Origin of the sequence: Sulfitobacter aestuarii (assembly GCF_042685005.1) — a bacterium.
Taxonomy (GTDB): Bacteria; Pseudomonadota; Alphaproteobacteria; order Rhodobacterales; family Rhodobacteraceae; genus Sulfitobacter; species Sulfitobacter aestuarii.
Window position 1 is genome coordinate 1 of the sequence record NZ_JBHUMP010000045.1, and the last position, 6,142, is coordinate 6,142.

Sequence of the window (6,142 nt, forward strand, 5' to 3'; positions counted from 1 at the left end):
GGGTTGAGTTCCGCGACGGTCTCCGCCACGTTCAAATCGCCGCCTGATCAAGCGTCACCAACTTCTGCGCATATCTCCGTAGCCCATACGGCGCGCCTCTGCTTCGTCAACCCAGAATGCTAGACCGTATGGTTTGAAACCTTGATGAGCCAAGCCGAGGTTGGAGCTAAGTGGGACGCAATCCGAGAGGTTAGGCCCAATTTGCAGATTGGAGAAAATCTTTCCGTGCCTTCTTTCGAACGTCACGGTGCGGCCTTCAGCTTCGTGCTCCTCCTTCTTCTCGCTTGCAACGCTTGAAACCACCCCGGTCCGTTGCCCCTGAGAGGCAACAGTCATTGAGATGCGGACCGCTGCACCATAGAGTGTATCCACCCAAGGATGATCGGGAATTGCAAAAAGTAGCGACAGAGGATTTTTCTGATCATTGAGGTGCGGCTCGAGCACTCGGCGGTTGAACGTTTGGCGCAGGGAGTTGGTGGTGATCAGGCCAAAGCGGCGGGTGCCTTTACCCTTCTTCGGATCGTAGGCACGCGCCGCCAGTGCAGCCTTTTCCCACCAAAACATCACGAGATCCGCACTGCCGGGCATTTTTGGGTAAGCTTGCCAAAGTGCCTCGACATACCCATCGCCCAAATCTTCTCTGAGATTCTTCGACCCAATAAATGGCGGATTGCCGACAATGAAGTCAGCAGCGGGCCAAACCGTTGCCCTTGGACTGACATAGTCGAAAACTGGCTCTCTAGCCGATTTATCCGGTAGCTCATTACCAGTGACGGGGTGAGGCGATGTTGTAACTTTGTCCCAAACCGTCACTGGAGTGCCGAATTCATCCACGCGCGTACTACGGTCGGACCATTCCAAAACGGCGTCCGCATTCTTAATGTTCTTGAAGTCGCGCAGCACGGGCTCGGACGGCGCGGCGGTGCCATAAGTGCGATAGTGCCACTGCAGGTAGCCGATCCAGAGCACCAGCTCGGCCACGTTGGCGGCCCAGGGGTTCAGCTCGATCCCCAAAAACTGGTGCGGGTCCACGGTGATCAGGGGGCGCGTGTCGCCCAGTTCGATCATCAGCGATGTGACCTCACCCTCAAGCCGCTTCATCATCTCCAGCGCGACATAGAGGAAATTGCCCGAGCCACAGGCGGGGTCAAGCACCGTCGTCTCGCAGAGCTTGTGGTGGAAGTCGCGCACCAGTTGGAGCGCCTCGTCGGTCTTGCCATCCTCGGTCAGGCGTTGAACGGCGGTCTGCACGTCGCGCCAGTCTTCGCGCAGGGGTTCGATGATGGTGGGCGTGACCAGCCGCTGCACATAGGCGCGGGGCGTGTAATGCGCACCCAGCTTGTGGCGCTGGCGCTTGTCGAGCGCGCGTTCGAGTAGCGTGCCGAAGATCGCCGGTTCGACCTGTTTCCAGTCGGCCTCGGCGGCCTCGATCAGGAGCCCCAGTTGCAGGTCGTTGAGGGGAAGCGCCGACGGATCCCTGAACAGGCCGCCATTGAATTTCTTGACCTTGGTCAGCAAAGCATGGGCGTATTCGCCCTTGTCCATGGCCTGCCACAACCCCGCCAGCGCATGTTCGGCGTCCTGCGGATGACCGCGCAGCTTGCGCAGCAGGTCGGTGAAACTACCGCGCGGGATCAGGTCCACATCCTCGGCAAACATCGAGAACAGGCAGCGCATCAGGAAGCGGGCGACAGTTTCGCTGTCGTGGCCCTGACCTTCGAAGCTTTTGCCCAGTTCGGCCAGGTGGGCGGCGATGTCCCGCGTGACCTCGGCAGCCTTGAGCGAGGGGTCGAGGCTGTAGGGATCGGTCCAGATCGTGCAAAGGAGATCGCGGATTTCCTTTTTGCGCAGATCTTCAAGATAGATGCGGTAGCGATTGCAATCCGGGAACTGGTTGTAGCCCTGCCCCTGCTTGGAGAAGTCGGCATAAAGCTCCATCACATGGCCCACATCGACGATCATCAGGAATGGTGGCCAGCCATCGTCGCGGGCGACGGCGCGGGCGTAGTTATCCGCTTGGTTGCGGGCCTTGAGCATCGTGTCGTCCCAGGCGGCGGTGCCCCGCACGCCATGACCGATGCGTTTCTGGCTGCGCGCCGCGGTGCCCTTGGCCAGATCGGCGGCGCGGTTCTTTTTCTGGTTCACGCCCTGCTTGGTTTCCAGCACGAAATGCCCCGCGCGATAGGCGTCGATGAAGCCCGTGGTGCGCTTGTGGGTGTGGGCGAAGGTGACGGGCCGTTCGAACCGGTAATGATCGTTGCTGTCATCATCCGTGGCTGGGTTGGGCCGGTCGAGGCCCAGCAGTTCGGTCAGCTCGATCACAAAAAGCTGGTAATTGGCATGTTCGCTGCCGCCGGTGTCTTTCCAGCGCGCGATGAAGGCGTCGATCTGCGGGGCGTTGCTCATGCGAAATCAGGTACTTGTTACGGGCGCGCGGTCGATCAGGAACTGCTCGAAGGTGGCGGCCTGCAGCTCTTGGGCGCTGGCGTTGCGCTTCGCGTTGATCTTGGCCTGGATGAGGCCGAACAGGCCGTAAATGGCTATTCCGGGAAGCATCCAGAGCCAGATCGTGAGCGATCCGGTTGCGCCGTAAAGGAACGCGTGGAGGAAAGGCCAGACCATGAAAGGCAAACCTGCCAGTGTTGCGAGCCTAAGCGGTTTCAGTTTGCGCTCCGCTGCCGTCGAGAAACGCTCGTGCGCTTCGGCCAAGCCGCGTTCGTAGGCGAAGTATTCGTCTTCGATCTGGCCGACGAGGTAGTGGCCGCAGCGGCAATATTCGCGTGTGATGTATTCGACCTGCCCGCAGGCTGTACAGCGGATCGCGTTTGCGCTGTCGGCGTTCGGACGCAGGGCTTGTCTATCGCGTGACCTGCCGGAGTCTTCTTCGGTGCCACACACACCTTCCAGCAGACGCTCTACGTCGCGGCCCAGCCGCAACTTGCGCGGGCGCAGTTTCATCACATCATTAGAAAACTCTTGATCCAACATCAGCTTACAAGCCTCAAAACACTGTCAATTCTTGTGGTATCCGGTGCCCCGCCATCGGCGGCCAAGGCATCGGTGTTCAGGAACTCATCGAACAGGAATTCGATGGCATCCCATTTCTTTTCCGGGGTCACGGACAGGTCGCGATCAATAATCCGCCGCTCTACGGCTATCCCGATCTTGCGATAGGCCGCCGCGATCTCTTCATGCCGACGGTTCTTGCCGTCTTCGGTGTCACCCTCCAGCATCCAGAGGGGGTCAACGTCGAAGGCCGCGTAGATTTCCAAGAGCAACTGCGCGGTCAGGTCTCTCTGGCCACGTTCGTAGTTCTGATAGGCGCTTCGGCTGATGCCAAGCTTCTGCGACATCTCCTCTTGGGAGAGGCGAGCCATGTTCCGTACTGCCGCAAGGCGATTTCCAAGGCCCGATACTGCCATGTCCAACTTTCGTTTGTATTTGTGTTGACCTCATTCGTAGTCAAATATATCAAAGTTAGATACGAACGATGGCGACACGCTTGATTCATGCAGGTTCAGCGTAGTTTTGTTTCATTCTGAACGCAAAACGATTTTCCTCGCCTCAGTTTGTAAGCAAACGGTTTGAGGAGGCAAAGCATGGAAAAGCTGCTGGAAACCCCAAAGGAACTAGCCGAACGTGTGGGCATCCCCGTGTCCAACATCCGCTATCTGATCCGAGAAGACATGCTGGATCACATCTTCACTGCCCCCGGACTGCCCCCGGCAAACGCAATCCGAAGATCCCGAGCGGGGCGTGGGAGAAGTATGTCTCGCAGTTCACCGTCACGGCAGAACGGAAGACCGCCCGTAGCGGCCGGAAGGGGTGAGGCGACGATGAACACGGAACATGCAGAGCAGTCCCAGATCCTCACCATCGGCAAGACGCCTGCTCAGTGGGTCGAGATCATGGCTACCCACGGGATCGAGATTTCCGAGCGGACCCTGCGCGAGAAGGCCAACGACACTGGCGCGTTCTTCCGGCTGGGGCGGACCATGCTGATCACGCCCACCCAAATTGATACCATCTTCGAGGAAGGACAGGCATGCCGCTCGAAATCTACAAGCGTGGCTCCGTCTTCTGGGTCAAGGGCTGGGTCGAATACAATGGCCGACCGATCGCCGGTCCATACCGCCAAAGCACGCGAGCGACTACTGAAGCTGGCGCGCGGGACTGGATAAACGACGAAACGCAGCTTCAGATCCGCAGGCACCTTGTCGGCGAAGAACATAGTCTGCGGTTCGCCGATGCGGTCAATTTTTACCCGGCAACCGCCAAGGATGCGCAGCAACTTCTGCCGATCCTGGACCAGATCGGGGATATGCCGCTGGGAGCGATTACCGGCGCGCTGCTGAAAAGCCTTGGCCGCAAGCTGAAGCCCAATGCCTGCACAGATACCTGGTGGCGCGAAATCGTGACCCCGGCGCGGGCAGTCATCAACCATGCGCATGAGCACAAAGGGACGCCGCATCTGACGGTCAAACGCTATGACAAGTTCGAGCGGATCGCGCAGGACGAGCGGCGAGGCAAGACAAGCCGGGTCGAACGCACCCCGGCAACGCGTGACTGGATCGAGGCGTTTTGCGCGGAGGCCGATCCTTACAACGCGGCCTTGGCCCGTTTCATGTTTGAGACAGCAGCCCGGATCGACCAAGCGATCTCGATCGAACCGAGCGATCTGAGGCCAGCTTCCTGCCAAGTGAAGATCAAGGCACAGAAGGGTCACCCCGAGGGCTGGATCACCGTCTCGCCGCAGATGATGGCCGAGCTGGTCGCGTTGAAGCCTAAGCGGCCAAAGAACCTCAAGACTGGGCAAGTGCTGTCGCCCCGCGTCTTCGGATACGGAAGCTCGACCGGCTACAACAATCGCTGGAAAACGATCTGCAAGCGCGCTGGCATCCCTTACCTGTCCGCCCACCGCGCCGGGCGGCACGGGTTCTACACCGAACTGGTGGTGCGGCAGGGGGTCGATCCTGTCACGGCGGCCAAGGCAGGGCGGTGGTCAGACGCCACATTACCGATGCGAATTTACGCCCACGCAGAGACTGACGAGGCTGCGGTCAGGGCGCGGTTTCGTACAAATCATGTACAGGTGGCCCCGGTTAAGAAGCGTAACCACAGAAAAACAAAGAAGGATCAGGAAAATGAATGAATCCCTCCTAAGGGGCAGGTTGCAGGTTCGAATCCTGCCGGGGTCACCATTCCGACCAACTGCCCGGAATGGCGACGCACCGTTTGCCTGACCGCATGTCAGGCGCTGTAATCGCGGATCACGAAGTGCTTGACCGTGGTTTCCAACACCTGCCAGTAGCCCTCGAACCCTTCAGGGATCAGGAAGGAATCGCCGGTGCGGAATTCCTGTTCGCCGCCGTCTTTAGAAATTAGCTTCACATGGCCGCTCACGATGTAGCAGAATTCATCGCGTCCGGTGAAGGCACGCCATTTTCCGGGCGTGCTTTCCCATGTTCCGGCCAGCAGGGTGCCATCCGGGCTGGTGTAGCGCATCTGCGTTTCATGATGCGGATCGCCGTCGATCACCCGGTCGGGCAGGTCCGCCAGGCGCCGCTTGCTGACAACGACATCGTCTTTGAAATCAATGACCGGCTTGCTCATTCTCTTTCTCCTTAACCGCCGAGATAGGTAATGCCGAACAGGATGAAGCCGGCGATGAACAGCGTGTCGATCACGATCAGCAGGATCGCCTGACCTCCGACTTCGAAGATGGTCTTCAGCGAGGTTTTCATTCCCACCGCGGCGATCGAGACCAGCAGCGCCCATCGCGACAGGTCGCTCAGGAAATCCTGCAGGGCCGCCGGGATCAGACCGAAGGAATTGATTGCCGCGAGCGCAAGGAACATCAGCACGAAGAACGGGATCAGCGGCGGGCGCTTGCCGTCGGCGGGTTTCTCGGTCTCGGCGAAGCTGCGGATCACCAGCGAGAAGACAAGCACCACCGGTGCCAGCATGGTCACCCGGATGAGCTTGACGAGCGTCGCGGTCTCGCCGGTTTCGTTGCTGACGGAGAAGCCCGCGCCGACGACCTGGGCCACGTCATGGATGGTGCCGCCGAGGAATACACCGGTGGCGCGGTCGTCGAGATCAAGCATCTGGGTGATCACCGGATAGGCGATCATCGCCAGGG

The 6,142-nt window shown here is 59.5% G+C and carries 7 protein-coding genes; 2 read left to right on the top strand and 5 right to left on the bottom strand.

Annotation, left to right across the window (positions count from 1 at the left end):
• Positions 1–54: 54 nt before the first annotated feature.
• The 3 genes from ACFSUD_RS19265 to ACFSUD_RS19275 are packed head-to-tail and all read right to left on the bottom strand — an operon-like array spanning position 55 to position 3,422.
• A complete protein-coding gene (locus ACFSUD_RS19265; protein WP_386376126.1) occupies positions 55–2,406 on the bottom strand; it encodes a class I SAM-dependent DNA methyltransferase in 2,352 nt (783 codons plus the stop codon).
• 6 nt (positions 2,407–2,412) lie between these two features.
• Entirely contained in the window at positions 2,413–2,988 is a 576-nt protein-coding gene (locus ACFSUD_RS19270; protein ID WP_386376127.1) for a hypothetical protein, read from the bottom strand.
• A complete protein-coding gene (locus tag ACFSUD_RS19275; RefSeq protein WP_386376128.1) occupies positions 2,988–3,422 on the bottom strand; it encodes a helix-turn-helix domain-containing protein in 435 nt (144 codons plus the stop codon). The genes ACFSUD_RS19270 and ACFSUD_RS19275 overlap by 1 nt, the downstream gene beginning before the upstream one ends.
• Before the next feature lie 177 nt (positions 3,423–3,599).
• On the opposite strand from ACFSUD_RS19275, the gene ACFSUD_RS19280 reads away from it, so the two are divergent.
• Positions 3,600–4,181: a hypothetical protein gene (locus ACFSUD_RS19280; protein ID WP_386376129.1), complete on the top strand. Its 582-nt coding sequence runs from the start codon at positions 3,600–3,602 to the stop codon at positions 4,179–4,181.
• A gap of 131 nt (positions 4,182–4,312) precedes the next feature.
• The gene (locus ACFSUD_RS19285; protein ID WP_386376132.1) at positions 4,313–5,152 is read left to right on the top strand and encodes a tyrosine-type recombinase/integrase; all 840 of its coding nucleotides are present in this window, start codon (positions 4,313–4,315) and stop codon (positions 5,150–5,152) included.
• A 98-nt stretch (positions 5,153–5,250) separates the two neighbouring features.
• On the opposite strand, the gene ACFSUD_RS19290 is transcribed toward ACFSUD_RS19285, so the two are convergent.
• Positions 5,251–5,613: a cupin domain-containing protein gene (locus tag ACFSUD_RS19290; protein WP_386376130.1), complete on the bottom strand. Its 363-nt coding sequence runs from the start codon at positions 5,611–5,613 to the stop codon at positions 5,251–5,253.
• Between the two features lie 11 nt (positions 5,614–5,624).
• On the bottom strand, positions 5,625–6,142 hold a 518-nt coding region (locus tag ACFSUD_RS19295; protein ID WP_386376131.1), incomplete at its 5' end, for a YeiH family protein.

Coding starts and splice junctions, on each gene's coding strand:
- ACFSUD_RS19265 (WP_386376126.1), bottom strand. CDS start 2,406: ATGAGCAACGCCCCGCAGATCGACGCCTTCATCGCGCGCTGGAAAGAC.
- ACFSUD_RS19270 (WP_386376127.1), bottom strand. CDS start 2,988: ATGTTGGATCAAGAGTTTTCTAATGATGTGATGAAACTGCGCCCGCGC.
- ACFSUD_RS19275 (WP_386376128.1), bottom strand. CDS start 3,422: ATGGCAGTATCGGGCCTTGGAAATCGCCTTGCGGCAGTACGGAACATG.
- ACFSUD_RS19280 (WP_386376129.1), top strand. CDS start 3,600: ATGGAAAAGCTGCTGGAAACCCCAAAGGAACTAGCCGAACGTGTGGGC.
- ACFSUD_RS19290 (WP_386376130.1), bottom strand. CDS start 5,613: ATGAGCAAGCCGGTCATTGATTTCAAAGACGATGTCGTTGTCAGCAAG.